26 protein-coding genes are annotated in these 26,494 nt (G+C 71.3%); 13 read left to right on the top strand and 13 right to left on the bottom strand.

Features of this window, described 5'->3' with window-relative positions; all coding sequences use genetic code 11:
* Positions 1-186 precede the first annotated feature (186 nt).
* Positions 187-1,359: a sensor histidine kinase gene (locus tag OG738_RS11965; RefSeq protein WP_442875937.1), complete on the top strand. Its 1,173-nt coding sequence runs from the start codon at positions 187-189 to the stop codon at positions 1,357-1,359.
* Positions 1,356-2,012 (top strand): response regulator transcription factor, encoded by a 657-nt coding sequence (locus tag OG738_RS11960; RefSeq protein ID WP_329053628.1) that lies wholly within the window; start codon positions 1,356-1,358, stop codon positions 2,010-2,012. Before OG738_RS11965 ends, OG738_RS11960 begins: the two co-directional genes overlap by 4 nt.
* On the opposite strand, the gene OG738_RS11955 is transcribed toward OG738_RS11960, so the two are convergent.
* Positions 2,009-2,920 carry an SDR family NAD(P)-dependent oxidoreductase gene (locus tag OG738_RS11955; protein ID WP_329053627.1) on the bottom strand — a complete coding sequence of 304 codons (912 nt, stop codon included), beginning with the start codon at positions 2,918-2,920 and terminating at the stop codon, positions 2,009-2,011. The genes OG738_RS11960 and OG738_RS11955 overlap by 4 nt on opposite strands.
* The gene (locus OG738_RS11950) at positions 2,917-3,504 is read right to left on the bottom strand and encodes a TetR/AcrR family transcriptional regulator (RefSeq protein ID WP_329053625.1); all 588 of its coding nucleotides are present in this window, start codon (positions 3,502-3,504) and stop codon (positions 2,917-2,919) included. The genes OG738_RS11955 and OG738_RS11950 overlap by 4 nt, the downstream gene beginning before the upstream one ends.
* Positions 3,505-3,701: 197 nt before the next feature.
* Here OG738_RS11950 and OG738_RS11945 point away from each other — a divergent pair, with 197 nt between their 5' ends.
* From OG738_RS11945 to trmB, 6 genes are all read left to right on the top strand, one after another.
* Entirely contained in the window at positions 3,702-4,640 is a 939-nt protein-coding gene (locus OG738_RS11945; protein WP_329053624.1) for an ABC transporter ATP-binding protein, read from the top strand.
* Positions 4,641-4,657: 17 nt separating this feature from the next.
* The gene (locus OG738_RS11940) at positions 4,658-5,407 is read left to right on the top strand and encodes an ABC transporter permease (protein WP_329053623.1); all 750 of its coding nucleotides are present in this window, start codon (positions 4,658-4,660) and stop codon (positions 5,405-5,407) included.
* A gap of 81 nt (positions 5,408-5,488) precedes the next feature.
* Positions 5,489-6,394, top strand: a complete 906-nt coding sequence (locus tag OG738_RS11935) for an ABC transporter ATP-binding protein (RefSeq protein ID WP_329053622.1) — start codon at positions 5,489-5,491, stop codon at positions 6,392-6,394.
* On the top strand, positions 6,391-7,152 hold the full coding sequence (locus tag OG738_RS11930; RefSeq protein ID WP_329053620.1) for a hypothetical protein: 762 nt from the start codon (positions 6,391-6,393) through the stop codon (positions 7,150-7,152). The genes OG738_RS11935 and OG738_RS11930 overlap by 4 nt, the downstream gene beginning before the upstream one ends.
* Positions 7,153-7,326: 174 nt before the next feature.
* Positions 7,327-7,878, top strand: a complete 552-nt coding sequence (locus OG738_RS11925) for a hypothetical protein (RefSeq protein WP_329056670.1) — start codon at positions 7,327-7,329, stop codon at positions 7,876-7,878.
* A 9-nt stretch (positions 7,879-7,887) separates the two neighbouring features.
* A complete protein-coding gene (gene trmB / locus OG738_RS11920; protein ID WP_329053619.1) occupies positions 7,888-8,586 on the top strand; it encodes a tRNA (guanosine(46)-N7)-methyltransferase TrmB in 699 nt (232 codons plus the stop codon).
* Positions 8,587-8,677: 91 nt separating this feature from the next.
* On the opposite strand, the gene OG738_RS11915 is transcribed toward trmB, so the two are convergent.
* A complete protein-coding gene (locus OG738_RS11915) occupies positions 8,678-10,927 on the bottom strand; it encodes an ABC transporter permease (protein WP_329053618.1) in 2,250 nt (749 codons plus the stop codon).
* The gene (locus OG738_RS11910; RefSeq protein ID WP_329056668.1) at positions 10,924-11,625 is read right to left on the bottom strand and encodes an ABC transporter ATP-binding protein; all 702 of its coding nucleotides are present in this window, start codon (positions 11,623-11,625) and stop codon (positions 10,924-10,926) included. Before OG738_RS11910 ends, OG738_RS11915 begins: the two co-directional genes overlap by 4 nt.
* Positions 11,626-11,798: 173 nt before the next feature.
* Here OG738_RS11910 and OG738_RS11905 point away from each other — a divergent pair, with 173 nt between their 5' ends.
* From OG738_RS11905 to OG738_RS11895, 3 genes are read left to right on the top strand one after another with little or no spacing between them, the layout of a single operon-like run.
* On the top strand, positions 11,799-13,586 hold the full coding sequence (locus OG738_RS11905; protein WP_329053617.1) for a sensor histidine kinase: 1,788 nt from the start codon (positions 11,799-11,801) through the stop codon (positions 13,584-13,586).
* Entirely contained in the window at positions 13,583-14,233 is a 651-nt protein-coding gene (locus OG738_RS11900) for a response regulator transcription factor (protein WP_329053616.1), read from the top strand. Before OG738_RS11905 ends, OG738_RS11900 begins: the two co-directional genes overlap by 4 nt.
* Positions 14,234-14,256: 23 nt before the next feature.
* Positions 14,257-15,564 (top strand): amidohydrolase family protein, encoded by a 1,308-nt coding sequence (locus OG738_RS11895; protein WP_329053615.1) that lies wholly within the window; start codon positions 14,257-14,259, stop codon positions 15,562-15,564.
* 124 nt (positions 15,565-15,688) lie between these two features.
* Here OG738_RS11895 and OG738_RS11890 read toward each other — a convergent pair whose 3' ends face one another.
* From OG738_RS11890 to OG738_RS11870, 5 genes are all read right to left on the bottom strand, one after another.
* On the bottom strand, positions 15,689-16,366 hold the full coding sequence (locus OG738_RS11890) for an SDR family oxidoreductase (protein ID WP_329053614.1): 678 nt from the start codon (positions 16,364-16,366) through the stop codon (positions 15,689-15,691).
* Between the two features lie 146 nt (positions 16,367-16,512).
* Positions 16,513-18,114 carry a DUF7850 domain-containing protein gene (locus OG738_RS11885; RefSeq protein WP_329053613.1) on the bottom strand — a complete coding sequence of 534 codons (1,602 nt, stop codon included), beginning with the start codon at positions 18,112-18,114 and terminating at the stop codon, positions 16,513-16,515.
* Between the two features lie 87 nt (positions 18,115-18,201).
* Positions 18,202-20,262: a PhoX family protein gene (locus tag OG738_RS11880; RefSeq protein ID WP_329053612.1), complete on the bottom strand. Its 2,061-nt coding sequence runs from the start codon at positions 20,260-20,262 to the stop codon at positions 18,202-18,204.
* Between the two features lie 99 nt (positions 20,263-20,361).
* Entirely contained in the window at positions 20,362-21,579 is a 1,218-nt protein-coding gene (locus OG738_RS11875) for an MFS transporter (protein ID WP_329053610.1), read from the bottom strand.
* A complete protein-coding gene (locus tag OG738_RS11870) occupies positions 21,569-22,027 on the bottom strand; it encodes a MarR family winged helix-turn-helix transcriptional regulator (RefSeq protein WP_329053609.1) in 459 nt (152 codons plus the stop codon). Before OG738_RS11870 ends, OG738_RS11875 begins: the two co-directional genes overlap by 11 nt.
* A 66-nt stretch (positions 22,028-22,093) precedes the next feature.
* Between OG738_RS11870 and OG738_RS11865 the strand changes: the two genes are divergently transcribed.
* Complete coding sequence (locus OG738_RS11865; RefSeq protein ID WP_329053608.1) at positions 22,094-22,732, top strand: HAD family hydrolase; 639 nt, start codon at positions 22,094-22,096, stop codon at positions 22,730-22,732.
* Here OG738_RS11865 and OG738_RS11860 read toward each other — a convergent pair.
* From OG738_RS11860 to OG738_RS11845, 4 genes are all read right to left on the bottom strand, one after another.
* Positions 22,725-23,417, bottom strand: a complete 693-nt coding sequence (locus OG738_RS11860; protein WP_329053607.1) for a hypothetical protein — start codon at positions 23,415-23,417, stop codon at positions 22,725-22,727. The genes OG738_RS11865 and OG738_RS11860 overlap by 8 nt on opposite strands.
* Entirely contained in the window at positions 23,414-23,932 is a 519-nt protein-coding gene (locus OG738_RS11855) for an RNA polymerase sigma factor (protein ID WP_329053606.1), read from the bottom strand. Before OG738_RS11855 ends, OG738_RS11860 begins: the two co-directional genes overlap by 4 nt.
* Before the next feature lie 203 nt (positions 23,933-24,135).
* Positions 24,136-25,224 carry an inositol-3-phosphate synthase gene (locus tag OG738_RS11850; protein ID WP_329053604.1) on the bottom strand — a complete coding sequence of 363 codons (1,089 nt, stop codon included), beginning with the start codon at positions 25,222-25,224 and terminating at the stop codon, positions 24,136-24,138.
* A 71-nt stretch (positions 25,225-25,295) separates the two neighbouring features.
* Positions 25,296-25,841: a PadR family transcriptional regulator gene (locus tag OG738_RS11845; RefSeq protein ID WP_086679623.1), complete on the bottom strand. Its 546-nt coding sequence runs from the start codon at positions 25,839-25,841 to the stop codon at positions 25,296-25,298.
* Between the two features lie 245 nt (positions 25,842-26,086).
* Between OG738_RS11845 and OG738_RS11840 the strand changes: the two genes are divergently transcribed.
* Complete coding sequence (locus OG738_RS11840) at positions 26,087-26,485, top strand: DUF5318 domain-containing protein (RefSeq protein WP_329053600.1); 399 nt, start codon at positions 26,087-26,089, stop codon at positions 26,483-26,485.
* The last annotated feature ends 9 nt before the right edge of the window (positions 26,486-26,494 follow it).

The raw sequence follows: 26,494 nt of genomic DNA, 5'->3' as shown, positions 1-26,494 counted from the left end.
CGGACCCGCGAGCCGGCCCTGCTCCGGTGACGTCACGGCCCCCAGCCCTCCCCGGTCGTACGGACAACCCCGGTGAATCGTGCCATGCACCTCATCCACAGGTCGCACCGAAGGTGGTACCGCCGACCGACGCGCGTTCTCCGCCCCGCGACCTAGTGTTGTGTGGTGCGACGGCTGAGCCTCTGGATGCGCGCCCACCCCATGGCGGGCGACACGGTGCTCGCCGTCCTGCTCGGCCTGGTCGACCTGCTGCTGTTCGTCGCCGACCAGTTCGCCGAGTTGCCGGAGCTGCCGCCGTGGTACGTCGCCGTGCCGGTCAACATCGCGATGGTGACGCCGCTGGTGTTCCGGCGAAGGTCACCGCTGTGGTCGGCCTACGCCGTGCTCGTGGTCAGCGTCGTGCACGCGACGCTGATGCTCGGCGTCGGCAGCGCCGCCGGGCTGGCGATGAGCCTCTACTCGGTCGTCGTCTACGCCGGCCGGCGGCAGGGCCTGATCTTCGTCGGCGCGGTCGTCGTCTCGTCGGCCGTGCAGCTGGCGTTCGCCCCGCCGGACGACGAGCTCCTCCTCGCGATCGTGTTCCTCGTGTTCGGCATCGCCCTGTGCTGGACGCTCGGCGAGTTCGTCGGGGCCCGGCGCGCCTACGACGTGGAAGTGGAGGCCAGGTTGCACCTGCTCGAGACCGAACGGGACCAGGCCACCCGGATCGCGGTGGCCGAGGAGCGCGGGCGGATCGCGCGCGAGCTGCACGACGTCGTCGCGCACGCGGTCAGCGTCATGGTGGTGCAGGCCGACGGCGCGTCGTACGCCATCGAGAGCAACCCGGAACTCGCCCGACGGGCCCTGCAAACGATTTCCGAGACCGGCCGCGGCGCGCTCGGCGAGCTGCGGCGCCTGCTCGACGTGCTCCGCAGCGACGACGCCGACGGCGAGCCCCGCGTCCCGCAGCCGGACGCGCACGCCCTCGCCGAGCTGGCCGACCGGATGCGCGCCGCCGGCGTGCCGGTGGAGCTGGAGACCGACGACCTCGGCGACCTGCCCGCCGGCGTCTCGCTGGGGATCTACCGGATCGTCCAGGAGTCGCTGACGAACACGCTCAAGCACGCCGGCCGCGGCGCGACCGCGGCGGTGCGGGTGCACCGCACCGGCGACCTGGTGGAGGTGCTGGTGTCCGACGACGGCGCTGGCCGGATCCCGCAGCTGGCCGCGACCGGTGCCGCGCAGCGGCTCCCGGGCGGCAACGGCCTGATCGGCATGCGCGAACGCGCGCACGTGTACGGCGGGACCCTGGACGTGGGCCCGGCTCCAGGTGGTGGGTGGCAGGTCCGCGCGGCCCTGCCGGTTAGGTTGGACAAGTGATCCGTGTCGTGGTCGTCGACGACCAGGAACTGATGCGCGTCGGGTTCCGGATGGTGCTGGGCGCGCAGGCCGACATCGACGTCGTCGGCGAGGCGGGCGACGGCGCGCAGGCCATCAAGATGGCCGAGGAGCTGCGCCCCGACGTCGTGCTGATGGACGTCCGGATGCCGGTGCTCGACGGCGTCGAGGCGACGAAGCGGATCGTCGCCGCCGGCACCGCGCGCGTGCTGGTGATGACGACGTTCGACCTCGACGAGTACGTCTACTCGGCGCTGCAGGGCGGCGCGAGCGGGTTCCTGCTCAAGGACACCCAGCCCGGCCACCTCGTGTCGGCGCTGCGGGCGGTCGCCTCGGGCGACGCGGTGGTCTCGCCGTCGGTGACCCGGAGGCTGCTCGACCGGTTCGTCGGCACCGGTGGCGCGCCGATGCGGGACACCGCGGAGCTGGACGTGCTCACCGACCGCGAGCGCGAGGTGCTCGTGCTGATCGCCAAGGGCATGTCGAACCTGGAGATCGCCGAGGCACTGTTCCTCTCCGAGGCGACGGTGAAGACGCACGTCGGGCGGATCCTGGCGAAGCTGGAGCTGCGGGACCGGGTGCAGGCCGTGGTGCTGGCCTACGAAACCGGTCTCGCCCGCCCCGGCCTCGCTTAGCGGTAGTCGTCCGGCGGAGTCGTCGCCGGGTCCTTGCCCGCGTTGCGGACTTCGGTGAGCCAGCGGCCGAAGTCCGGGCGGTCGCCGTCGACGTCGGTGTAGTCGTACTCCTTCATCAGCGTCCAGGACGCCAGCGTCCGGCCGGCGAACCGCGCGACGTCCGGATCCTGTGCCAGGGCGGCGACGCCGCGGGCGAGCAGGTACGGCGTCTCGGAGATCTTGAAGTCGACCGGCGCGAGCTTGCCGACCGCGTCGCGCCAGGTGTCCTCGGTGACCTCGAAGTGGTCCAGCATCGACTCCGACCGCAGGAAGCCCGGCGTCACGGCGAGTCCGACGCTGTCGTTCTTCTTCAGCTCCACGCCCAAAGCCCGGCCGAGCGCGCGGATGCCACACTTGGCCAGGTAGTACGGGATGCCCGCGCCGACGTAGTCGTCGTTGTCGCCGTCGGTCACCTCGATCACGAGACCGCGGCGCGCGACCACCAGCGGCAGCAGCTTGTGCAACGCGATGAGGTGGGTGTCCAGCGCGTTGTGCGTCAGGTTCAGCGCGTCTTCGAGCGGTGTCTCCCAGAACGGCGCGTCGAAGTGGAAGTACATGTCGCCGCCCCAGACGTCGTCGACCAGGATGTCGATTCCGTCCACTTCGGACTCGATGCGTGCCTTCAAGACGTCCACATCGGACACCGAGGTGAAGTCGCAGCGGACGACCACCGCGCGACCGCCCGCCGCCTCGACCAGTTCACCCGTCTCTTCGATCGTCTCCGGGCGCTTCAGCGGCGACGCCGTTTCGCGCGTCGTCCGGCCGGTGACGTACACCGTCGCGCCCGCGCGGCCCAGTTCCACCGCGATCGCCCGTCCGCAGCCCCGGGTCGCTCCCGTGACCACGGCTACCTTGCCCTGCAAACTCATGAGTCCTCCCGTCCCCGCCACGCGGTCAGCACCGCGTCGACGTCCTCCGCCAGCCGGTCGGCCAGCCGCCCGTGCGGCCGGATCGACCAGTCGATCGACACCCCGTTGATGACCCCGAGCACCGCCCTGGCCGCCCGCGGCACGCTCGGCGCGTGCGGCAACGACGAAGCCGCCGCCCGCACCAGCCGCCGCAGCTCGTCCTCGACCGCCGTGAAGTGCTCGCCCAGCAGCGACCGCAACACCGGGTCGCCGATGTCCACGCCGAGCTGGCCCAGGTGGTTCGCCGCCTCTTCGGCGTCGCCCAGCACCGCGTAGACCGACACCGCCGCCGCGCGCAGGCCGTCGACCGGGTCGTCCGCCCGCTCGGCGCACGCCCGCATGTGCTCGACCGCCCGCCGGGTGGCCCGCCGGCTCATGGCCTGCAGCAGGCCGCTCTTCGAGCCGAACCGCTGCGCGACCGTGCCGACCGAGACGGTCGCTTCCGCCGCCACCTGCGCGAGCGTGAAACCGGGGCCACAGCGGCCGATCACGGTCTCCGCCGCACCCAGCAGGCGCTCGTCGGTGATGCTCCTCGGCCGGGCCACGCCATTATTGAATCACAGTTCATTAATAGGCGCGAATCAGGGTCGGGTCAGGGTCATCACCCATCGCGCATCGGCCGAAGAGCCAGCAAGGTACTACCCAGGTAGGGGGCGCGGTTCGGCCTGCAGGGTGACGCGCGAACCGGCTCCGACCCGCGACGATGAACACGTCGTAAGCGAGGGGCGGAAGAGGAGCAGTCATGATCGAGGCAACCGGCCTCACCAAGCGGTACGGGAAGACACTGGCGGTGAACAACCTGTCGTTCTCCGTGGCCGCGGGTCAGGTCACCGGCTTCCTCGGCCCGAACGGGGCGGGCAAGTCCACCACCATGCGGATGATCCTGGGCCTGGACAACCCGACGGGCGGCCAGGTCACCATCGGGGGCAAGAAGTACCACCAGCTCAAGGAACCGCTGCGCACCGTCGGCGCGCTGCTCGACGCGAAGTGGGTGCACCCCAACCGTTCGGCGCGCGCCCACCTGCTGTGGATGGCGAAGTCCAACCGCATCCCGGCCGCCCGCGTCGACGAGGTGCTCGACGTCGTCGGCCTCACCAGCGTCGCGGGCAAGCGCGCCGGCGGGTTCTCGCTCGGCATGTCGCAGCGCCTCGGCATCGCGGCCGCCCTGCTCGGCGACCCGGAGGTGCTGCTGTTCGACGAGCCGGTGAACGGCCTCGACCCGGAGGGCATCCTCTGGATCCGGAAGTTCATGCACCGGCTGGCCGAGGAAGGCCGCACCGTGTTCGTGTCGAGCCACCTGCTGTCGGAGATGGCGCTGACCGCGACCAACCTCGTGGTGATCGGCCGCGGGCAGCTGATCTCGCAGTCCTCCACCACGGACTTCGTCTCCCGCGCCGCGGAGAACACCGTCAAGGTCCGCTCGCCGCAACTGGCCGAGCTGCGCCAGGTCCTGCAGCGCGCGAGCGCCGGAGTCGCCGACGAGGAGAACGCGCTCGTGGTGTCCGGGATGGACAGCGACAAGATCGGCGAGATCGCCGCGTCGAACCGGATCGTGCTGCACGAGCTGAGCCCGCAGACCGGCTCGCTCGAGCAGGCCTTCATGCAGATCACCGGCGACTCCGTCGAGTACCACACGGGCCTCGACGCCGAGGCGCAGCACGTGCTCGAGTCCGCCAAGTAACCGGGGAATCCAAGATCATGAACTTACTCGCGGTCGAACGCATCAAGCTGTTCAGCACCCGCTCGCCGTGGTGGTGCGCACTCATCACCCTGGCCCTGACCATCGGTTTCGCCGCCATCATCGCCGGCGCGACGCCGTCCGACTCGCAGCTCACGCTGTCCGCCACCCAGTTCGGCGGCTCCCAGTTCGGCATCGCCGTCGTCATGGTGCTCGCCGCGCTCGCGGTGACCACCGAATACCGCTTCAACACCATCCGCACCACGTTCCAGGCCGTGCCGCACCGCTCGCCGGCGCTGGTCGCCAAGGCGATCGTCGTCGCGGTCGTGGCGCTGGTCATCGGCGAGCTCGCCGCGTTCGGCGCGCTGGGCCTCGGCATGCTCATGCGGCCGCACGACGGCATCGGCCTGCACACGGCGCAGGACTGGATGAACGTCGCCGGCCTCGGCCCGGTGTTCGCCGTCAGCGCCGTGCTCGCCGTGGCACTCGGGATCCTCGTCCGGCACAGCGCCGGTGCCATCGCCCTGCTGCTCATCTACTACTTGGCCGTGGAAGAGCTGGTGCAGCTGATCCCGAAGATCGGGCACACCATCCACGAGTGGCTGCCGTTCAACGTGGCGAACAAGTTCCTGCGCGGCTCGGCGGTCGTCGACGGCCCCGCGCCGTCGGACTCGCCGCTGAGCCCGGGGTGGGCGCTGGCGTACTTCGCCGGCATCGCGGTCGTGTTCCTGCTCGTCGCACTCGGGGTTGCGAAGAAGCGGGACGCATAAAGGGGGATAAGGGGAAAACGGGAATCCGGGTCGCGCTGTCGGGGGGCGACCCGGATTCCCGTTTCCCGATAGGCTCCTCCGGTGATCGAAGCGAACGCACTGACCAAGCGGTACGGCGCCACGACCGCGGTCAACGAGCTGACGTTCACCGCGCGGTCGGGGCGCGTCACCGGCTTCCTCGGCCCGAACGGCGCCGGCAAGTCCACGACCATGCGGCTGGTCCTCGGCCTCGACACGCCCGACGCGGGCACGGTCCTCGTCGACGGCGTGCCGTACCGGCAGCTGAAAGATCCACTCAGGACGGTCGGCGCGATGCTCGACGCGACCTGGCGCCACCCCGGCCGCAGCGGGCGCGACCACCTGCGCTGGCTGGCCGCGACCAACGGCCTCCCCGAGAAGCGCGTCGACGAGGTGCTCGCCCTGGTCGGGCTGACGAGCGCCGAGGGACGCCGCGCCGGGCAGTACTCGCTCGGCATGCTGCAGCGGCTCGGGATCGCCGCGACGCTGCTCGGCGACCCGCGGGTACTGCTCTTCGACGAGCCGGTGAACGGCCTCGACCCCGAAGGCATGGCCTCGATCCGCCAGCTGCTGCACACGCTGGCCGCCGAGGGCCGGACCGTCTTCGTCTCCAGCCACCTGCTGCCCGAGATGGCGCAGACCGCCCAGGACCTGATCGTGATCGGCCGGGGCAGGCTGATCTACCAGGGCACGATGGACGACTTCGTCGCGCAGACCAGCCGGCACGGCGTGCGCGTGCGCACCCCGCACGCGGCCGAGCTGCGGGTCGCACTGACCGGGCAGGCGGAGTTCACCGAGGCCGACGGCGCCTTCGTGGTGTCCGGATTGGACAGTGACCGGATCGGGCAGCTCGCGTTCGACGCCGGGGCGACGCTGCACGAGCTGAGCCCGATCACCGGCTCGCTCGAAGAGGCCTACCTCGACCTGACCCGCGAAGCCACCGAATTCACCGCGGGAGCCGCCCGATGAGCACGACCGCCAACCTGCTGCGCGCCGAGCGCATCAAGCTCTTCAGCACCCGCGCGCCGTGGTGGTGCCTGGCCCTCGCGTTCGCCGCGCCGCTCGGCTTCACCGCGCTGTTCTTCGCGCTGGCCGGGCCGGAGATCCCGCCGACGGTCGGCAACACCCAGCTCGCGAGCGGCAACGGCCGGACCGTGCTGGTCGTCCTCGCGATCCTCGCGACGGCGTCGGAGTTCAACTGGGGCACCATGCGGCTGACGTTCCAGGCCGTGCCGAGCCGCGTGCCCGCGCTGCTGGCGAAGGTCGTCGTGGTCGGCGCGGTCGGCGCCGGGCTCGGGCTGGTCGTCGGCTTCGGCTCGTGGGGCCTGGCGACGCTGGTGCAGCCGGACGCCGACCTCGCGCTGCACTCCGGCGCGCAGTGGCGTTCGGTGCTCGGGCAGAGCCTGGTCTTCCTGCTGGCCGCGGTGGCCGGCGTCGGCGTGGCCCTGCTGCTGCGCAGCGTCGCGTTCGCCCTGACGGTGGTGCTCGTGTGGACGCAGGTGCTCGAAGGCGTGGTGGTCTTCATCCCGGGCGCCGGCAAGCACATCTACCAGTGGATGCCGTTCCACGCGGCCGACCAGTTCGTCGGCGCCGGCGGGCTGGGCGCGGGCGCGCTCCAGCTGCCACCGGCACCGCTCGGCCCATGGGGCTACCTCGGCTACTTCGCGGCGGTCTGCGTCGCCCTGTTCGCGGCCGGGGTGATCGTGACGGCCCGCCGCGACGCCTGAGCGTGACCGCGGTCTCAGCCCGCAAAAAATTCTTGTTAAGACGAGATGAAATGGCTGTGGCTTCTCTCACAGGGTCCGGACATACTGCTATGACCAGGCAATATTCGTAAGTGAGCACCGGAACCGTCTGCGCTCCCCTGGAGGTGATCCTTGACGGTGAACACCGGTCAAGAATTGGGCAACACGATTCCCCGCGCCCGCGTCGAAGACGACGCTCCCCGGCTCGAGCCCATGCTGGACCTCGAATGGTCCCGGGCGATCGAGCTCCCGCAGGCCGCCATGACGGCGGCGACGCCCGCCGAACTCCGCCGGGCGTGGGTGCACCGCGCGCCCGAAGACACCGTCCTGGCCTTGTTCCGCGCCTCGGCCGGGATGGCGGGGCCGATCCCCGCGCCGTGGTGGCTCCGCGCGATCGCGGACGGGAAGCTGGATTCGCGGGAACAGGGGTTCCGCGTCGAGGACCGCATCGCGCAGCTGCTCGGCAGGCGGCCGGGCTGGGAATTCGTCCCGTGGGCGGCGGACGGGGAGTCCGGCTACTGGGAGTTCATGCCGTCCGAACGCGGGAAATCGGGACACGCGATTCCCACGACGGTGATGAACACCGACCGGCACCCGGGCTGGATCGACGTCCTGCCGGCCCACAGCGGCCGGACGCCGAACCCGATCGCGATCGCCGGGCTCGCGGGACTGCGGTCGCGTCTCGGGGAGCTCGAAGCCGTTCGTTAGCCTCGGTGGGTGGAGAACCAGGACCAGCCCCGGCTGCGCAGCGTCGTCAGCTACGTGAAGCGCGGTGGCCGGATGACCGTCGGGCAGCAACGCGCGTGGGACGAACTGTGGCCGAAGCTCGGCCGCACGGTCGGTGAACTGCCCGACGGAAAGCTGGACTTCACCGAGTGGTTCGGCCGTGAGGCGCCGGTGCTGATCGAGATCGGCTCCGGCATGGGTGAGACGACGTCGCAGCTGGCCGCCGCCGCGCCGGAGCTGAACTACGTCGCGGTCGAGGTCTACGACCCCGGCCTCGGACAGCTGATGCTGCGCGCCGAAAAGCTGGGCGTCGAGAACCTCCGGCTGCTGCACGGCGACGCTGTCGTGCTGCTGACCGAGCACGTCGAGCCGGGGACGCTGCACGGCGTCCGGCTGTTCTTCCCGGACCCGTGGCCGAAGAAGAAGCACCACAAGCGGCGGATCGTCTCGCCGTCGTTCGCCGCGCTCGTGGCGTCGCGGCTCGCGCCCGGCGGCACCTTCCACATGGCGACCGACTGGGAGAACTACGCCGAGCAGATGCTGGAGGTCTGCTCCGCCGAACCCGCGCTGAAGAACCGGTACGACGGCTGGGCGCCGCGGCCGGAGTGGCGGCCGGTGACGAAGTTCGAGCAGCGCGCCGACGTCGAAGGCCGCGTCTCGCACGACCTGATCTTCGAAAAGCGGTCGTGAGTGCGTAACAGTGTTCTAACACCGTTACGCACTCACGACCTCCCTCTGTACCCCCGGTGCTCGCCCCTCCCCCGACAGAGGGGCGAACGTCCTATTCGTCGGCCAGCGGCTCGGCCTGGACCCGCTTGAGGGCGGGCGTGCAGACCGACGCGCCGAGCACGGCCACCCCGATCCCCAGCACCACCGGCGCCAGGAGCCACGGACTCAGCACGATCCCGCGTGGATCGACCATGCTGTACAGCCCAACACCGACCAGTACCCCGACGATTCCCGCGCCGATGGTGGCGACCAGCGCGGGCAGCGCGGCCTCCATCCGCAGCGCCCTCGCCAGCACCCGCACCGGCGTGCCGGCAGCCATCAGCGCCCCGAACGTCCGGCGGCGGTCCATCACCGAGCCCGCGGTCGTGACCGCGGCGCTGCAGCCGGCCAGGATCCCCGCGGCGACCAGCCCGATCACCGTGACGCGGCGCAGATCGCCGAGCTCGGTCTGCTGGTTGTACAGGTACTGGTCGCGGCTGCCGATCTCCTCACCCGCGGCCGGCCCGGCCAGCGCCGTCCGGACGATCTCGCGGTTCGCGTCGGTGGTCGGCGCGACCACCGTGACGTACTTCGGCGTGACGCCCGCAGGCACCGCGGCCGGGTCGATGATGAGCGTGCTGGACAGGTCCGAGTCCCGGGGCGGCACGGCTTCGGCCCGCGTACCCGAGGTCACGGCCACCGCGGGGCCCTCCCACTCGGTGGCGATCTTGTAGTTCGCCAGGTCCAGCTGCGTTTCCCCGAAGACGGCCGGACCACCGGTGCAGTTCGCCGGCGTCAGGCCGTACCGGGTCAGCTTGACGGCGTCGGCACAGGTCATCACCAGCGCCCGGTTGCCGTTGCGCGTCCGGCCCTCGCCCTGGACCAGGTAGACCTCGCCGACGGCGACCGCCCGCTCGGACTGCCCGTACTTCTGCAGCGAGGCGTTGGCCTGCTCGACGATCTTGCCCGCGTGCTGGGCGTCGGTGTCGGCGTAGAGCACCGAGTCCTGGAAGGACCGGCCGCCGCCCACCATCGACTCGAACGTCGGCAGCAGCGTCAGCGCCATCGACCCGGCGAACACCGCGAGCACGATCCCGGCGGAGGCGCGGTAGGCGCCCTTCGGGTCGTCACGCAGGCGGCGGCCGGCAAGCAGCGACGACGGCCGCCGCCAGATCCGGACGAACGTGCCGCCCACCGCCGACGTCACCCACGGCCCGACGATCGCGGCCGAGCCGACCAGCAGGAACAGCCCCGCCATGACCATCGTGATGCCGCCGGAGTCCTTCGCCGTCGTCACCGCGACGAGGAAGAACAGCCCGGCCGCGGGCAGCGCCAGCAGCCGCCACCAGTGCAACGGCTTCTTCGTGTGGCCGCCCGTCGCGAACAGCGGGTTCTTGAGCACGCGGCGCAGGCCGAGGATCCCGGCCAGCACCACCAGCACCGGAATCGCCACGACGATGAACACCGTCAGGCCGACCGGCAACGCGAAGTCCGACGCGAGCCAGGTGCCCCCGGCCCACGGCACGAACGACGCGAGGCCGTGCAGCGCCGGGCTGATCAGCAGGCCGAGCACGGCACCGATGCCCGCGGACAACGTCGTCTCGGCGGCCACCATGTTGGTGACCTGCCCCGGCGTCGCCCCGGCCAGCCGGAGCGCGGCCAGCCGCTGCTCCCGCCGAGCCGCGGTCAGCCGCGCCGACGACGCGACCAGCACCAGGCTCGGCACCAGCAGGACGATGATCCCGACCCAGGACAACAGCATGAGCAGCGGGTCCGGGCGGGCCTTCCCGCTCGGAAAACCCGCCACCTTGGCCGAGTTCTCCGGCATCGCGTCCGGCGTGTGCCCGGTGAGCGCGACGAGCTGCTCAGGGAACCTGAGACCCTCCTCGCCGAGCGCGCCGACGGGCTTGCCGAACCGGTCGCCGAGTTCCGCGGCGGAGTGGCTCTGCAGCAGGCGCCCCAACGCGGGCGAGACGACCGTTTCGCCCGGCCCCGGCAGCTGCGGCAGCCCCGGCGGCAGCTCGATGCCCGCGGTGGTGGCGCCCGGCGCCGGCGCGATGTCGACCCGGACGATCTGCTTGCCGTCGAAGTAGTCCTTCGAGGCGGAGTACAGCAGCTTGGCCGGGGCGTCGGAGTCGCGGCTGTAGTAGTCCTCGCCCTGCCAGAGTGCGCGCTGCTCACGGTTCTGCGTGGCGAACGGCAGCGTCGCCAGCAGCAGCACCAGCCCGGTCGCGACGGCCACCCCGACCGCGGTGAGGATCGCCGACGTCCGGGTCCGCCGATCGACCTTCAGCACCCGCAGGGCGATCTGGAGCGAGTTCACGCCGCCAGCCTCGTCGCAATCAGGCCGTCGCGGATGGCGACGGTCTTCGGCATCGACTCGGCCAGCTCGCGGTCGTGGGTCACCACGATCACCGCGGCGCCGGTCTCGCGGGCGGCGCCGAGCAGGGCGTCCATCGTGTCGCGGCCGGTGCGCGTGTCGAGCGCGCCGGTCGGCTCGTCGGCGAAGATCACCTTCGGCCGGTGGGTCAGCGCCCGCGCGATCGCGACGCGCTGGGCCTCGCCGCCGGACAGCTCGCCGGGGCGGCGCTTCTCCTTGCCGGCCAGGCCGAGGCGCGAAAGCCACTGGCGGCCGGCGTCGATGGCCTCCTTGCGGCCGAGCCCGGCCAGCAGCGACGGCAGCGCGACGTTCTCTTCGGCCGACAGCTCCGCGACCAGCATCCCCGACTGGAAGACGAAGCCGAACTCGGTGCGGCGCAGCTCGCTGCGCTTCTTCTCGCCGAGGTGGTCGATCCGCTGCCCGGCCAGGAAGATCTGCCCGTCGTCGGCGCGGAGGATGCCGGCCAGGACGTGCAGCAGCGACGTCTTGCCGGAGCCGGACGGCCCGACGATCGCGACGGCGTCCCCCGGCTGGATGTCGATGTCGATGCCGGCCAGGGCGTACTGCGCGCCGTAGCGCTTCACCAGCCCACGGCCGGAGAGCACCGGCCCATTCGTCCACTGTGGAGTGTTCGGGTCCACCACGTTCTCCCTGTCGGTTCGGATCTCGATGCCGACGAGCTTCGCGGAGATCACCGGGTGTCCACTTCGGGCAGACGGCCAGTCACGCCCGGTGCAGCATCGGCCGATCGGCCGAGGGAGCGCGGACCACTCGGCCAAGGTGCGAACCGGGGCGAATCCTCTAACGTCACGTTGTGACCGCCGCGCCCCCGCCGAAAACGCTGTACGCCCGCGCCACCGCCCTGGTGCGGCGCATCGGCGTGCCTTCGGCCGTCCTGTTCGCCGCGCTGCTGTTCGACGTCGTCTTCACGACGCAGGCAGCGCTCGACGACAACGGACCGCGCTTCGTCGACTTCGGGTTGTTCCCCGGCATCTTCGCGATGGCGGCGTGCGCGCTGTGGGCGCAGAAGCGCGCCGCCGTCGCCGGCACGGTCGGCGCCGGCGTGCTGGTGTTCGCCACCCTCTTCATCCACGCCTTCCACATCCCGCCGTACTCCAGCGTGCTGCCGAAGGTGACCATCACCGAAGTCGTCGCGGGCGTGCTGATGACCTACTACGTGGCCCGCCGGGCCCGGGCGGGCGTGGCGTTCTGCGTGGTCAGCGTCCTGGTCGCCGGCGGGCTCGTCGCGGTCTTCGGCCGGTACGCGGGCATCGGCGAGATCGACGGCGGCACGGGCACCCAGGCGCTGCTGGTCGGGGTCGTGCTGCTGGCCGGCGCCGTGGTGCCCGCCGTCGCCGCCCGGGACCGCAGCCCGCGGTCGGACCAGCAGAAGCGGCGGCTGCGCAAGCTGAACGAGCTGGCCATGGGCCAGTGGGTGCTGATGGGCGTGCTCGCCATCGGGCTGCTCATCGAGTTCGGCTACACCTACGACAGCGGCGCGCGCGGGTTCCCGGTGCTGTTCTGCTCGGTCGCCGCCGCCGTCGTCGCGGTGCTGTCGCCGCGCCGGCCCGCGGACGCGATGCTCGCCCTCGCCGGCGTCCTGCTGCTGTCCGCGCTCATCACCCCGTTCCTGCACCTGCGCTACGCCTACCCGATGCCGAGCGGGGTGCCGTTCGTGCAGGTCGCCGCGGGGGTGGGCGCGGTGGTGAACCTGACCAGGGCCCGCGGGCTGAGCCAGTCGTGGCCGCGGATCGGCGTGCTCTCCGCCGTCGTCGCGCTCGCGTCGATCATCAACTCCGACCGGCGGGGCGGCCTGCAGACCGACCCGCAGGTCCTCTCCACGCTGGCGGTCCCGGCGGTGCTGCTGCTCGGCATCTCGATCGCCACCGGCCTGATGCTGCGCTCGCGGGACTCCGAACGCACCACGGTCGTCAAGTCGGCGGTGGCCGACGCGCAGACCGCCGAGCGGATGGCGCTGGCCCGCGAGCTGCACGACGTCGTCGCCCACCACGTCACCGGCATCGTCGTGCAGGCCCAGGCGGCGCGGCTGATGGCCGAGAAGAACCCGCAGGTGGCGGTCGAGGCGATGGGCCGGATCGAGAACGCGGGGGTCGAGGCGCTCGCGGCGATGCGCCGGCTGGTCCGCTCGATGCGCGGCGACGCGCCGGCCGGGTCGAGCGAGTTCAGCGAACAGGCCACCACCGACCTCGGCGCCGACCTGCGGAAGCTGGTCGAGAGCGCCAACCACGGCGTGCCGACGTCGATGCACCTCGACCTGCCGCCGGACCTGCCGCACGAGGTCGGCCGCTCGGCGCTGCGGCTGGTCCAGGAGTCGCTGACGAACGTCGGCAAGCACGCCTCCGACGCGACGGACGCGTTCGTCCTGGCCGAAGTGAACGGCGACGAACTCCACCTGCGGGTGACGGACAACGGGCACGAGACGGCGCGCCGGCCGCCCGGCGGATCGGGCGGCTACGGTCTGGTCGGCATGCGTGAACGCGTCGCGCTGCTCAAGGGACGGCTGTCGGCCGGGCGGGGCCCGGACGGCGGCTGGCGGGTCGAAGCGTGGCTGCCGCTGGCCGCCGGGGAAGGGGACGAGTGATCCGGGTACTGATCGCCGACGACCAGGAGATGGTGCGGATGGGCTTCCGCATGATCCTGGAGTCGCACGACGACATCGAGGTCGTCGCCGACGTCGCGGACGGCGTCTCGGCGGTGTCGAAGGCCCGCGAGCTGCGCCCGGACGTCTGCCTGCTCGACATCCGCATGCCCGGCCTCGACGGGCTCGAGGTCACCCGGCAGCTGGCCGGGCCGGACGTGAGCGACCCGCTGAAGGTGGTCGTGGTCACCACGTTCGACCTCGACGAGTACGTGCACACGGCGTTGCGCAACGGCGCGTCCGGCTTCCTGCTGAAGGACGCGGGCCCGGCGCTGCTGATCGAGGCGGTGCGCGCGGCCGACCGCGGCGACGCGCTGGTCTCGCCGCAGATCACCGTCCGGCTGCTCAAGCACTTCGACGGCGGCACGACCCGTTCGCAGGTGGCGCCGCCTTCGGAGCCGCTGACGGCACGCGAGATGGACGTGGTGCAGGCCGCGGCGCGCGGGCTGACGAACACCGAGATCGGCGCGGAGCTGTTCCTGTCGCTGTCCACGGTGAAGACGCACCTGGCGTCCGTGCAGGGCAAGATCGGCGCGCGCAACCGCGTGGAGATCGCCGCGTGGGCGTGGCGGAGTGGAGTCGTCTCGTAATCCAGGGTGCGTAGTATCCAGAGATGCAACGCCGTTTCCACGCCCCTGTCGTTCTCCCCGCCGACGCGTCCTGTTCGCTCCTGCGTGACGCGGTCGTCGATGTGGACGCCGACGGGCGCATTTCCCACTGCGGACCGGCGGCCACCGCCCCCGAGTCCGCCGCACCGGTCACCACCCTGACCGGCATCCTGCTCCCCGGCCTGGTCAACACGCACGCGCACAGCCCGATGACGCTGCTGCGCGGCATGGGCGGCGACCTGCCGCTGTTGCCCTGGCTCAACGAGATCATCTGGCCCGCCGAAGCGAAGCTGCGGCCCGAGGACGTCCGTACCGGCATGCTGCTGGGCTCGGTCGAGATGCTGCGACACGGCGTCACGACCAGCGCCGAGATGTACTTCGAGGGCGAGCAGCTGGTCGACGCGGTCCTCACGACGGGCGGCCGGGTCCTGGTCGCGCCGCCGGTGATGGAGCTGCCGGGCCTCGACTGGCGCGCCCAGCTGGCCGCGATCGAGCGCTGGATCGACACCGACGGCCTCCGCTTCGGCCCGGGCGACCGCATCGAGCTGGGCTATGGCCCGCATTCGGCGTACATGCTCTCTTCAGAAGGCCTGCGGGCGACAGCGGAGTCGGCTGCTTCCCGGGGTGCGCTGGTGCAGATCCACGTCGCCGAGGCGGCCGCCGAAGACGCGGATGTGCGTGCCAAGCACGGTTCGGTACCGGCCTTGCTCGGCAAGTTGGGCATGCTGGACGGCCGGGTGCTCGCGGCGCACGCGATCCACTTGTCCGACGCGGACATCGCGTTGTTCGCGGCACACGGCGTCGGCATGGCGCACTGCCCGGGTTCGAACGCGAAACTGGCCTCGGGCATCGCGCGGATCGCGGACCTGCGCGCGGCTGGCGTGGCGGTCGGCCTCGGCACCGACGGCCCGGCGTCCAACGACGACATCGACCTGTGGGAAGAGCTGCAGCTCTCGGCGATGTTCGCCCGCCTGGCCACGGGTGACTCGACGGTCCTGACCGCGGCCGACGTCTTCCTGCTGGCAACCCGCGGCGGCGCGGCGGCACTGGGCCGGACCGACATCGGCGCGCTGGAGCCGGGCCGCTGGGCCGACCTGGTGCACATCGACCTGGACGACCCGGCGTTCGCGTGCGGCGTGGACGTGCCGGACGTGCAGCTGCTGTCGAACCTCGTCTGGGCGGCCGGGTCCCGCCGGGTCCGGGACGTGTGGGTCGCGGGCGAGCAGGTCGTCGCCGACGGCGAGTCGCTTCGCGTGGACCGCGCGAAGGTCCAGGCCGGGGTGGCCGAGACCGCGGCCCGGCTGCGGGCTTGATCCACAGCCTCGCGCGGATGTGGACAACTCCGGGCCGCCAGCCGCGACGAGTCCGTTTTGTCCGCCACCGTCGGTAGACTGGGCATGGGCACGCCCCCCAGGGAAGGGCGGGGGCCTGGCCTGGTCAGCGCGGGCGGAGGATGACCTCCGTCTGGTGGGCGTCCGGGGTGGCGGACACCGCCGTCACCACCGCGGTCGCCACTGAGTCGGCCTTCAGCAGGTGCGAGGTGTCGTAGTCGCGGCCTTCGCCCTTGAAGATCTCCTGCTGCATGTCGGTGTCGGTGCGGCCGGGGTAGACGGATGTCACGCGGATCTCGGGCTCCTCCTCGCGCAGGGCGTCGGCGAAGGCGCGGACGGCGAACTTGCTCGCCGCGTACGGCGACCAGCCCGGGCGGGCGGTGCGGCCGGCGCCCGAGTTGATCACGACCACGTGGCCGCGGGCCGCGCGCAGGGCGGGGAGCAGCAGGCGGGTCAGCTCGACCACGGCCAGGGTGTTGACCTCGAAGTTGTCCCGCCACGCCTCGGCGTCCGCGTCCTCGATGCGGCCGAGACGCGCAACGCCGGCCGAGTGGACCAGGACGTCGAGCGAGTCGATGCCCGCGACGGCCTCGGCGAGCGACGCGGGGTTCGTCAGCTCGACCGGCCACGGCTTCGCGCCCGGGAGCTCCTTCGCCAGCGCGGCCAGGGTGTCGGCGTTCCGGCCGCCGAGCAGGAGACGGTGGGTCGGGGCCAGCTGGTGGGCGACCGCCGCGCCGATCCCTCGGGAGGCACCGGTGACGAGGGCGAGGGGAAGATCCGTCATGCCCCCACCGTAACGGCCGGGCGGCGGGTGGCCCGGCGGCTCCGCGCCGGGCCGCCCCGGCAGTCCTAGGCGGGGAGCGAAACCCCGCATCGGCCACGCGGTGGAGCGGCCGGTCCTGCGGGAGCGAGCCGCGCCGGTGAATTCCGCTAGGCGGGTGCGAAGCCCGCGTCGACCGTCTGGTCGTCGCGCTTGCCCGGGCCGAGCCGGCGCGGGTCGGCGCAGCCCGTGGCCGGGTCCGCGTCGGAGTCCTTGGCGTCGTCTCCGGCGTCCTTCACCGTCGGGTGCTTGCCCTCGGCCGTGAAGCACACCTGGTAGGTGCCGTCCTCCAGGCCGGTGAAGGCGTAGGCGCCGTCCGGGCCGGTGACGACGCTCGTGCCGTTGTTCAGCACCGCCTTCACCCCGGCCAGGCCCGGCTCGCCCGCGTCCTGCAGGCCGTTGCCGTTGGTGTCCGACCAGGCGAAGTCGCCGATCCGGTTCGTCGGTGTCACCAGTCCCATGTCCACCGTGAAGTCCTCGCGCGCCGTGCCGCCCAGCGTGCGCGGGGCCGTGCAGCCGTCCGGGTCCGCGTCCGAGTCACGGTCGTCGGCCGCCGCGTCCTTGCGGGTCACCGTGTAGTCCGCCGGGACCGCGAAACACACCTGGTAGGTGCCGTCCTTCAGCTTGTCGAAGCCGTACTTGCCGCCGGCGTCCGTGGTCGCGGTGCCGACCGTGCCACCCGCGCCGTCCTTCAGGGTCACCTTGACCCCCGCGACGCCCGGCTCGTCCGGGTCCTGGATCCCGTCGCGGTTGCGGTCCGCCCAGACGAAGTCGCCGATCTTCGCGATCGCGGGCGGCGGCAGGACGGTGATCGTCGCCGACGCCGTCTTGTCGCCCAGCGTGCCGCCGGGATAGTGCACGCCCGTCACCTTCGCCGTGTTGACGTGCCCGGTGTCGGCCACCGTCAGGTTCGGGTGGTCGCAGGTCAGCTGCTTGGTCGCACCCGCGGCCAGCGCGAACGGCTCGAACGATCCGCTGCACCACGGGTCCTGGACGGCGATTCCGGACAGGTCCTGCGTGCCTTCGTTCGCCACGGTGACGCGGTAGTGCGCGGTCTCGCCCGCGGTGACCGTCGCGAACGGGCCCCACGCGCCGGTCGCCGGGTTCTGCACTTCCTTCTTCACCGAGTACGCCGCGAGCTGGAGGCCGACGCAGTCCCAGCGCAGCCGCTCGGCGCTCGTCGTGGCGAAGAACTGCACCGACGCCGCCTTCGCCGGGGCCGTCGCCGCTGGGAAGTCCTGCTTCGCGAGGTGGCCGTCGCCGGCGTCGTGGTCGGCGACCAGCTTGGTCTCCTGGACCTGGGCGCCGGTCACGTCGTAGAAGCGCAAGCCCGTCGCCGGTCCGGCACCCGGCGCGTACGAGCCGGTCGAGACGCTCAGCGTGTACACGCCGCCGGGGACGAACTTCTCGGTCGAGGTGGCGGTGCTGGCCTTGCCGTCCGGCGTCTGGATCACCGCCGACCGCCGCCCGTCGACGGCGAACGCCTGCTCGGTGAGCAGCCTCGGCGCCTTCGCGGCCGGAGTGCCGGGCGGGACCGGCGCCGCCGGGGTGAAGACGTAGCCGTCCGGGGCGCCGTTGCGCGCCGTCTCCTCGACGCTCGGGTTCGCCGCGATCCCGCCGCACGCCGGCGGCGGATCCGCGGCGGCCGCGGGTACGACCGCTCCCGAGAGCGCCACGACCGCCACTGCCACCACGCGTGCCGAACGGACCATGCCTCGACTATGGCGCGAGGCCGGGGCCCGCACCGGCCGAGAACCGTCCACTTAAGAGTGAACCTCGGCCGGCGCGGGCCCGGCGCGTCAGCGTTCGCCGATGCGGCCGGGCAGCCCGAAGCGGCCCTTCTTCCACACCGAGACGATCGACGGCCGCGGCTGCGCGGTGCCACCGTCGGGCCAGTGCGACGTCGGGTTCGCCGAGCTCGCCGCGTTCTCGCCCGGGTGCTGCACCGCGACGAGCACCAGGTGATCGGTGACGACCGGCCCGCACGTCTCGGCGCCGATCGGCACCGAGAGGAACTGCTTGACGTGGCCGCGTTCGGGCCCGGTCACCGGCACCGAGAACAGGCCGTCGTTCGCGCCGAGGGCGTTGCCGTCGGTGGCGATCCACAGGTTGCCGTGCCGGTCGAAGGCGACGTTGTCCGGGCACGAGATCGGGCTGACCTGGCTCTTGTCGAAGCCGCCGAAGTAGGTGTCGGCCGCGACGGGGTCGCCGCAGACCAGCAGCAGCCGCCAGGAGAAGCGCGTCGACGCCGCGTCGCCGCGGTCCTCTTCCCACTCCAGGATGTGGCCGTTCTTGTTGTTGACACGCGGGTTGATCTCGTCGACGCCGGCCTTGCCCGCCGCGCCACGATCGGTGTTGTTGGTCAGCGCCGCGTAGATCCGGCCGTTGACCGGGTTCGGCTCGATGTCCTCCGGGCGGTCCATCTTCGTGGCGGCGACCTTGTCGGCGGCCTGGCGCGTGAAGACGTAGACCTCTTCGGCGGTGAATCCGTCCACAAAGGACTTGTCGCCGCTGACCAGCGGCATCCACTCGCCGGTGCCGTCGAACTCGTGGTCCGCCGGCAGCTTGCCGGTGCCGTCGATCTCCGCCGCCGGGCTGTCGCCGGTGAAGCGGCCGACGTACAGCGTGCCTTCGTCGAGCAGCGCCGAGTTGTGCCGCCGCGCGTGCGCGCTGTTCCCGGGCTTGTACTTGCCCTTCGAGACGAACTTGTAGATGTACTCGAACCGGCTGTCGTCCCCGGAGTAGACGGCGACCCGGCCGTCCGCGGTGACCTTGATGTTCGCGGCCTCGTGCTTGAACCGGCCGAGCGCGGTGTGCTTGACCGGCGTCGAGGTCGGGTCGTTCGGGTCGATCTCGACGACCCAGCCGAAGCGGTTCGGCTCGTTCGGCTCCTGCGAGACGTCCCAGCGCTTGTCGAAGCGCTCCCACTTGCGGGTACTCGTGCCGGTGCCGACGGTGTAGCGCTTGAGCCGCGCGGCCGCGACCGGGTCGGTGACCTTGTCGGAGTTGGCGAAGTACTGGTCGAAGTTCTCCTCACCGGAGAGCACCGTGCCCCACGGCGTCACGCCGCCGGAGCAGTTGTTCTGCGTGCCGCGGACCTTGCGCCCGCTCGGGTCGGCCGACGTCTTCAGGTACTTCGACCCGGCGGCCGGGCCGCGGACCTCGAAGACCGTGTCGAGCGTGATCCGGCGGCCGTACCGGCTCGGGACGACCTCGAGGCCGCCGTGGACCGGATCGCGGCGGGTCAGCAGCACCGACAGGCCGTGCGCGGCCCAGGCGATCTTCACCTGCTCCTCGGTCGGGTTCGCCGGGTCGTACTGGCCGGCCGGGAACATGTGGACCTCGGTGGTGTACTCGTGGTTGACCACGAGCAGGTTCGCTAGCCCCAGCGGGTCCTGCGGGATCAGGCCGACGAAGTCGTTGTTGTAGCCGAACTGCTTCGCCTGCGCGGCCGCCGTTTGCTTGGTGAAGTCGAACTTCGGGGCGCCGGCGACGACCGGGTCGCCCCAGCGGACGACGACGCGCTGGTCGTAGGCCGCGGGGATGCTGACCTGGTCGAGCTTGTTCGGCGGCACCGGGTCGAAGTCGGTGCCGGGGACCGGCCGCGACTGCGGCTTCTGAACGGGTGCGGCGGCCGCGGTCCCCGACAGGGCGGCGAACCCGCCCGCGGCGGCGGCCATCACGGCGCCGGCCTTGAACACCCGGCGGCGGGAGATGTCCTTGACGACGTCGCCGAAGTACTCGTTGCGGGACTCGTTGGCCTCGGGGTGGGCGCACGCGTTGCCGCAGCGGTACTCGCAGGTCACCGGGGAGCGGCCGCCCGGGTGGGCGGGGAACAGCGGGAGCAGACGGTCGGGCACGAGGCCTCCATGGTGGGAGTTCGGGGAACGAACCGACCGTAAGCCCCTAAAACCAGCCAATCAGGACATTCAGGTGAACGTCAGATGTACTGGCGCCGGTCAGAACTCCTCGCCGACGAGCACCGCCTCCTGCGGCACCGCGTGCGGGTCCGCCTTCTTCTCCCGCAGCGAGAGCAGCCCGCCGGCGATCACGCACAGCACGGCCGAGGCGACGAACGGCGCCTGCGACGAGCCGAACCACTCGGCGACGTGCCCGACGAGCGTCGCGGCGACCGCGCCACCCAGCCAGCGGCAGAAGTTGTAGCCCGCGCTGGCGACCGGGCGCGGCGCGTCGCTGATCGACATCGCGGTGCCGGTGAACAACGTGTTCAGCAGCCCGGACACCAGCCCCGAGACGATGATGCCGACGACCAGGACCGGCTTGCTCGGCACGGCCAGCACCAGCATCAGCACGGCGTAGCCGAAGACCGCGGCCGCGGCGGCGTGCCGTTCACCCAGCTTCGCGGCCAGCCGCGGCGCGAGCGCGACCCCGGCGACCGCGACGCACAGGCCCCAGCCGCAGAAGATCAGGCCGACGGCGATCGCGTTCCAGCCGAGGACGAACGGCGACCAGGCCAGCACCGCGAAGAACGCGGCGGTGTACAGCGCCGACGCGACGGAGGTGCGCAGCAGGCCCTGGTGCTTCAGCGCGCGCAGCGGGTCCAGCAGCCTGATCGGCGCACGCCGCTCACCCTTGTCGCTCTTGAGGAAGACCGCGCACAGCACGAGCGCGCCGGCCATCAGGACCGCGGTGCCGAGGAACGGACCGCGCCAGGAGATCGAGCCGAGCAGCGCGCCCAGCAGCGGGCCGACCGACAGGCCGACACCCAGGGCGGCTTCGTAGAGCAGGATCGCGCCGGACTGGCCGCCGGTCGCGGCGCCGACGATCACCGAAAGCGCCGTCGCGATGAAGAACGCGTTGCCGAGGCCCCAGACCGCGCGCAGCCCGACGAGCTGCTCGATCGAGCCGGCGGCCGAACACAGGGCGGTGGCCGCGACGATCAGCGCCAGCCCGACCAGGACGGTGCGCTTCGGGCCGAACTTGGCGCTCGCCGCGCCGGTGACCAGCATCGCGAGGACCTGGACGCCGAGGTACGACGAGAAGAGCAAGGTGACCTGCGACGGCGTCGCGTCCAGGCCCTTGGCGATGGACAGCAGGATCGGGTCGACCAGGCCGATCCCCATGAAGGCGATGACCGCGGCGAACGCGGTGATCCAGACTTGCTTGGGCTGACCCTTGACGGCGTCCAGCAGGCTCGAGTGGTGCTCAGCGCTCATCGCTGATCAATTCCTCCTTCTTGGCGTCAACGAGCAATTTGGCGAGAGCCGGAAGGGCGGCTTCGATCGCAGCGCGGTCGGCGTCGTCCATCGCGATCAGTCGCTCGCGGAGGAACTCCTCGCGGGCGGCGACCATCTCGGCGTAGAAGCGACGACCCTCGTCGGTGACGTCCACGAGCACCGCCCGCCGGTCGGCGGGGTCCGGCGTGCGGGTGGCGAGGCCGAGGCGTTCGAGGCGGCTGACGACGTCGGTCATCGACGGCAGCTTGACCCGCTCGAACTCCGCCAGCGCGCTCATCCGCCGCGGCCCGCCGTTGACGAGCTCGCTCAGCACCGACCCCTGCGTGAGGGTCAGCGTCAGCTGCGGGGTCTGGCGGCGCACCTGGTGGTACAGCCGGAAGACCAGCGGCCGCAGCCGGTGGGCGAGATCGGCGATCGGGGAAGTCACTTAGCTATGCTAACAAAAATTAGTAAGGGTAGCTAAGTAAGTCGCCTCACAGGTTAGGCTCGGGGGATGGACGCGGTGATCTTCGACCTCGACGGCGTACTGGTGGACTCGGAGCGCATCTGGGACGAGGTGCGCCGAGCGGTGGTCGCCGAGCACGGCGGCACCTGGCGCGAGGAGGCGACGCGGGCGCAGCAGGGGATGAGCACCCCGGAATGGGCTCGTTACCTGGCGGAGGAGCTGGGGGCGCGGCTGTCGCCGCCGGAGATCGCGACGCTGGTGGTCAAGCGCATGGCCGCGCGGTACGCCGAGGAGCCACCGCTGATCCCGGGCGCCGTGGAGGTGGTCCGGCAGGTGTCGGCGCGGTGGCCGGTGGCGATCGCGAGCTCGTCGCCGGTGATCCTGATCAAGGGCTTCCTCGACGTGACGGGCTTGCCGGTGGGCGCGGCGGTGTCGTCCGAGCAGGTCGGGGCGGGGAAGCCGGCGCCGGATGTGTACTTGAGGGCGGCGGAGCTGCTGGGGGTGGCGCCCTCGGACTGTGCGGCGGTGGAGGACACGACGAACGGCCTGCGATCGGCGTTGGCAGCCGGGATGGCGGTTTATGCGGTGCCGAACCCGCACTTCCCGCCGGACCCGGAAGTGCTGAAGCAGGCCACGGCGGTGGTGGAGAAGATCACCGACTTGCCGGGTGCGCTGGGGCTCAGCTGACTTCGAAGCGCACCGGCGGCGAGTTCGGGTCGATGGTGGCGAAGAAAACCGTGTCCCAGCCCAGCGGTCCGACCGGTTTCGCCAGGCTCAGATCACCCGCCGCGCTGTAAAGCCGCAGCGCATGGACTTTCCGATCGACGAGGTAGACCGCCTTGCCCGCCGGCAGCGGACCACCGTTCTCCCCCACGTACCCGGTCCGCACGACGGTCTCCGACAGCGGGAGGCACGACGGTGACTTGATGCCGAACTGCGATTCCGCACCGTGATTGGCGCCCTTGGGGAGTGCCTCGACGCAGAAAAGGGCCCGCCCGGTCGGATCGAAGAACTCGGCCGCGTAGGAGGTCCAGGTGTCCGTCTGCCCAGTGAAGTCGGTGAGGGTCACCGGCTTGTCCGCCTCGCTCAAGGTCGTCCGGTCGGGCAGCTCGGGCTTGGCGAGCACCAGCGGCTGCCCGGGGAGCGCCGGCTGGACCGGCTGGTCCGACGGGGTCGGCACCCGGGTGGCCACCGAGACGCTGGTCAACACCACCAGCACCGCGGCCAGCGGGGCGAGCCACACCGTCGCCCGGCGACGGTGTGGCCGCCGCTGCCTTCGCATCTGTTCCGCCCAGGCCGCGTCGAGGTTCGGCGTGACCTCCTCGGCCTGTCCGCGCAGTGCTTCGGCCAGTTTGCGTTCGAGGTCGGTCATCGCTCACCTCCCAGGTCGTCCCCCCAGTGTTTACGCAGGTTCTCCATCGCGTGGTGGGTGGTCGCCTTGACCGTGCCCGGCGAGATGCCCAGCGTCTCCGCGATGCCCGCCGTGCTCAAATCCAGCCAGTAGCGAAGCACCAGCACCTCGCGCTGGCGCCGGGAGAGCTTCCCGAGCACCCCGCGCAGCTGCTCGTGCTCCCAGTTGGCCACCGCCCTGACCTCGGCCGACAGCTCGTCCGGCGGGCGGTCCTGCGGCGTGCGCCGGACGACCCGCAGGTGCCGTGTGCGCGAGCGGGACATGTTCACCACGGTCGTGCGGAGGTAGCCGGCCACTCGCGTGTGGTCCGACAGCGTGTCCCACCGCTGGTGGAGCTTGACGAAAGCCTCCTGCGCGACGTTCTCCGCGTCGTCCGCGCCGAGCAGGTGCGCCAGCCGGGTCATCTGGGCGAAGTACTCCCGGAACAGGTCGTGGAAGGTCGGCGCGCCCAGGTCCCCCGGCGCGCTCTCGCCCACGCTCGCACTCACACCCCGCCAACGCCCACCCCGCCCCACCGGTTTACCCATCCGGCCAAAAAGTAGGCCGCCCCTCGCATGACACGTAACCTCCACTCCCAAGCCATCGGCCGTGACTGTGGCCGGATGGGTAAAGATCGGCACAGTGTCCACCACGCGAAGAAGGCCGCCACCAGCGGTGACGGCCTTCGACGAGGACTGCTTTACCGCTCGACTTCGCCGCGGATGAACTTCTCGACGGCGTCGCGGGCGGTCGCGTCGTCGTACTGCTCCGGCGGCGACTTCATGAAATAGGACGACGCCGACAGGATCGGGCCGCCGATGCCGCGGTCGAGCGCGATCTTCGCCGCACGCACCGCGTCGATGATGATGCCCGCCGAGTTCGGCGAGTCCCACACCTCGAGTTTGTACTCCAGGTTCAGCGGCACGTCACCGAAGGCGCGGCCCTCGAGCCGGACGTAGGCCCACTTGCGGTCGTCGAGCCACTGCACGTAGTCCGACGGTCCGATGTGGACGTTGCCCTTGCCGAGGTCGCGGTCGACCTGCGAGGTGACGGACTGGGTCTTCGAGATCTTCTTCGACTCGAGCCGCTCCAGCTCCTTCATGTTCAGGAAGTCCATGTTCCCGCCCACGTTGAGCTGCATCGTCCGATCGAGCTGGACGCCGCGGTCCTCGAACAGCTTCGCCAGCACGCGGTGCGTGATGGTGGCGCCGACCTGGGACTTGATGTCGTCGCCGACGATCGGGACGCCGGCGTCAGTGAACTTCTGGGCCCACTCCGGGTCGGAGGCGATGAACACCGGCAGCGCGTTGACGAACGCCACGCCGGCGTCGATCGCGGCCTGGGCGTAGAACTTGTCCGCCACCTCGGAGCCCACCGGCAGGTACGACACGAGCACGTCGGCCCGCGCCTCACGGAGCGCAGCGACGATGTCGACCGGGGTCTCGTCGGACTCCTCGATCGTCTCGCGGTAGAAGCGGCCGAGCCCGTCGTGGGTGTGGCCGCGCTGGACGGTGACGCCGAGCGGCGGCACGTCGGCGATCTTGATCGTGTTGTTCTCCGAGGCGAAGATCGCCTCGGACAGGTCACGGCTGACCTTCTTGGCGTCCACGTCGAACGCGGCGACGAACTCGATGTCGCGGACGTGGTACCCGCCGAAGTCGACGTGCATCAGACCGGGGACGCGGGTGGCCGGGTCCGCGTCGCGGTAGTACTGGACACCCTGGACCAGCGACGCCGCGCAGTTGCCGACGCCCACGATGGCCACCCGTACGCGGCGGTTCTCGCCCATGGGGTTTCTCCTTCAATCCGTGTCTGTTCAGTAGGTCTGGTGCCGCGACGCTGCGGCCCGCACCGGGCGGCTCAGGTCTCGGGACCCTGCCGTTCGGCTTGTTCGTGCGCGATCAGCTCGTTGAGCCAGCGCACCTCCCGCTCGCTGGTCTCCAGCCCCAGCCGGTGCAGCTCACGGGTGTAGCGATCGATCTTCTCCTCGGCCCTGGCCAGCGCCGCCCGCATGCCTTCACGGCGTTCCTCGACGCGGCGGCGGCGACCCTCGAGGATCCGCATCCGCACGTCGGCCGGGGTACGCGAGAAGAAGGCCAGGTGGACGCCGAAACCCTCGTCGTCCCAGGTCTGCGGCCCGGCGTCGCCGAGCAGCTCGCCGAAGCGCTCCTTGCCCTCCGCGGTGAGCTTGTAGACCCGCCGCCCGCGCCGCGACCACGCCCGGTCGTCGGCCTCGTCCAGCTCTTCGACCAGGTACCCGGCCCGCAGCAGCTTCCGCAGGGTCGGGTACAGCGAGCCGTACGAGAACGTCCGGAACGTGCCCAGCGTCTCGTGCAGCCGCTTGCGCAGCACGTACCCGTGCATGGGCGCTTCGTGCAGAAGACCCAGGATCGCGAACTCCAGCACACCGCACCCCCTTCCGGGAACAAACCGAGACGACGGACGTTGCTCCGAACGATCGCCTCGATCCAACCTACTCAGCCACTATATCGCGCCGATACATCGAAGTGGCGAAGCTAACCTCTTCCGTGTACCCGCCGCGTGCGAAATTCACCGGAGAGTTATCGAACGTCCGGCGTGTCCCCATTGGCTCGGCCACCGGTCGCGCTAGGGGGCGTGGACGACACAGGAAGAGCCCGTACTCTGTCCTGGTGATTAACCAGCGGCAGGTCGTGGACTACGCGTTGCAGCGCCGTGCGCTGCTCGCCGAAGTCCGCTCCGGGCGCGTCGGCAGCTACGAAGCCTGCGACGCGAGCCCGTACCTGCTGCGGGCGGCGAAGTTCCACGGCCGGGCCGGTGACCAGCCCTGCCCGATCTGCCGCCAGGAGCCGCTGACCCTGGTGTCCTGGGTCTACGGTGACGAACTCAAGCACGTCGCGGGCTCGGCGAGGACTCCCGAAGAGCTGGCCAGGATGGCCGGCCGGTTCGCCGAGTTCACCGTGTACGACGTCGAAGTGTGCCGGGCGTGCCACTGGAACCACCTGGTCCGGTCGTACGTCCTCGGCACGGGGGAGCCGGCCGACGGTCCACGAAGGACCGCGGGCCGGTGAGCTGGATCA

This window comes from Amycolatopsis sp. NBC_01488, assembly GCF_036227105.1.
Taxonomy (GTDB): Bacteria; Actinomycetota; Actinomycetes; order Mycobacteriales; family Pseudonocardiaceae; genus Amycolatopsis.
Note: the sequence above shows the minus strand (reverse complement) of the source record. Positions and strands in the feature narration are given on the sequence as shown.

Coding starts and splice junctions, on each gene's coding strand:
- OG738_RS11965 (WP_442875937.1), top strand. CDS start 187: ATGCGCGCCCACCCCATGGCGGGCGACACGGTGCTCGCCGTCCTGCTC.
- OG738_RS11955 (WP_329053627.1), bottom strand. CDS start 2,920: ATGAGTTTGCAGGGCAAGGTAGCCGTGGTCACGGGAGCGACCCGGGGC.
- OG738_RS11945 (WP_329053624.1), top strand. CDS start 3,702: ATGATCGAGGCAACCGGCCTCACCAAGCGGTACGGGAAGACACTGGCG.
- OG738_RS11940 (WP_329053623.1), top strand. CDS start 4,658: ATGAACTTACTCGCGGTCGAACGCATCAAGCTGTTCAGCACCCGCTCG.
- OG738_RS11930 (WP_329053620.1), top strand. CDS start 6,391: ATGAGCACGACCGCCAACCTGCTGCGCGCCGAGCGCATCAAGCTCTTC.
- OG738_RS11895 (WP_329053615.1), top strand. CDS start 14,257: ATGCAACGCCGTTTCCACGCCCCTGTCGTTCTCCCCGCCGACGCGTCC.
- OG738_RS11890 (WP_329053614.1), bottom strand. CDS start 16,366: ATGACGGATCTTCCCCTCGCCCTCGTCACCGGTGCCTCCCGAGGGATC.
- OG738_RS11885 (WP_329053613.1), bottom strand. CDS start 18,114: ATGGTCCGTTCGGCACGCGTGGTGGCAGTGGCGGTCGTGGCGCTCTCG.
- OG738_RS11875 (WP_329053610.1), bottom strand. CDS start 21,579: ATGAGCGCTGAGCACCACTCGAGCCTGCTGGACGCCGTCAAGGGTCAG.
- OG738_RS11865 (WP_329053608.1), top strand. CDS start 22,094: ATGGACGCGGTGATCTTCGACCTCGACGGCGTACTGGTGGACTCGGAG.
- OG738_RS11860 (WP_329053607.1), bottom strand. CDS start 23,417: ATGACCGACCTCGAACGCAAACTGGCCGAAGCACTGCGCGGACAGGCC.
- OG738_RS11850 (WP_329053604.1), bottom strand. CDS start 25,224: ATGGGCGAGAACCGCCGCGTACGGGTGGCCATCGTGGGCGTCGGCAAC.